The organism is Vibrio ordalii ATCC 33509 (genome assembly GCA_000257205.1).
Taxonomy (GTDB): domain Bacteria; phylum Pseudomonadota; class Gammaproteobacteria; order Enterobacterales; family Vibrionaceae; genus Vibrio; species Vibrio ordalii.
The window spans coordinates 1-284 of record AEZC01000187.1 but is presented as its reverse complement, the minus strand read 5'-3'; the positions used below and the strand labels follow the sequence as shown (position 1 = coordinate 284).

The window sequence follows — 284 nt, the reverse complement described above, 5'->3', positions numbered from 1 at the left end:
GCTTATCATCGGTCAGAGCTGGTGAGAAATGCGGCCCAAGTGCTCAATATAGAGCTTCATTACCTGCCGCCATACAGTCCCAACTTAAATCCAATAGAGCGGCTTTGGAAAGTAATGAATGAGCATGTGAGGAACAATGCTTATTTCTCCTCGAAAGCAACCTTTACCTCTGCTATCAAAACGTTTTTCGATATGACACTACCAGAAGTCGCAGGCTCACTGCTATCCAGAATTACGGATAATTTTCAGATATTGAAACCTGCATCTTCAAGTTGAACGGGTAT

Annotated in this window: 1 protein-coding gene; it reads left to right on the top strand. The window is 43.0% G+C overall.

The window, feature by feature from the left end; translation table 11 throughout:
* A partial coding sequence (locus VOR_RS18510; protein WP_010320044.1) for a transposase occupies positions 1–276 on the top strand: 276 nt, incomplete at its 5' end.
* Positions 277–284: the final 8 nt, after the last annotated feature.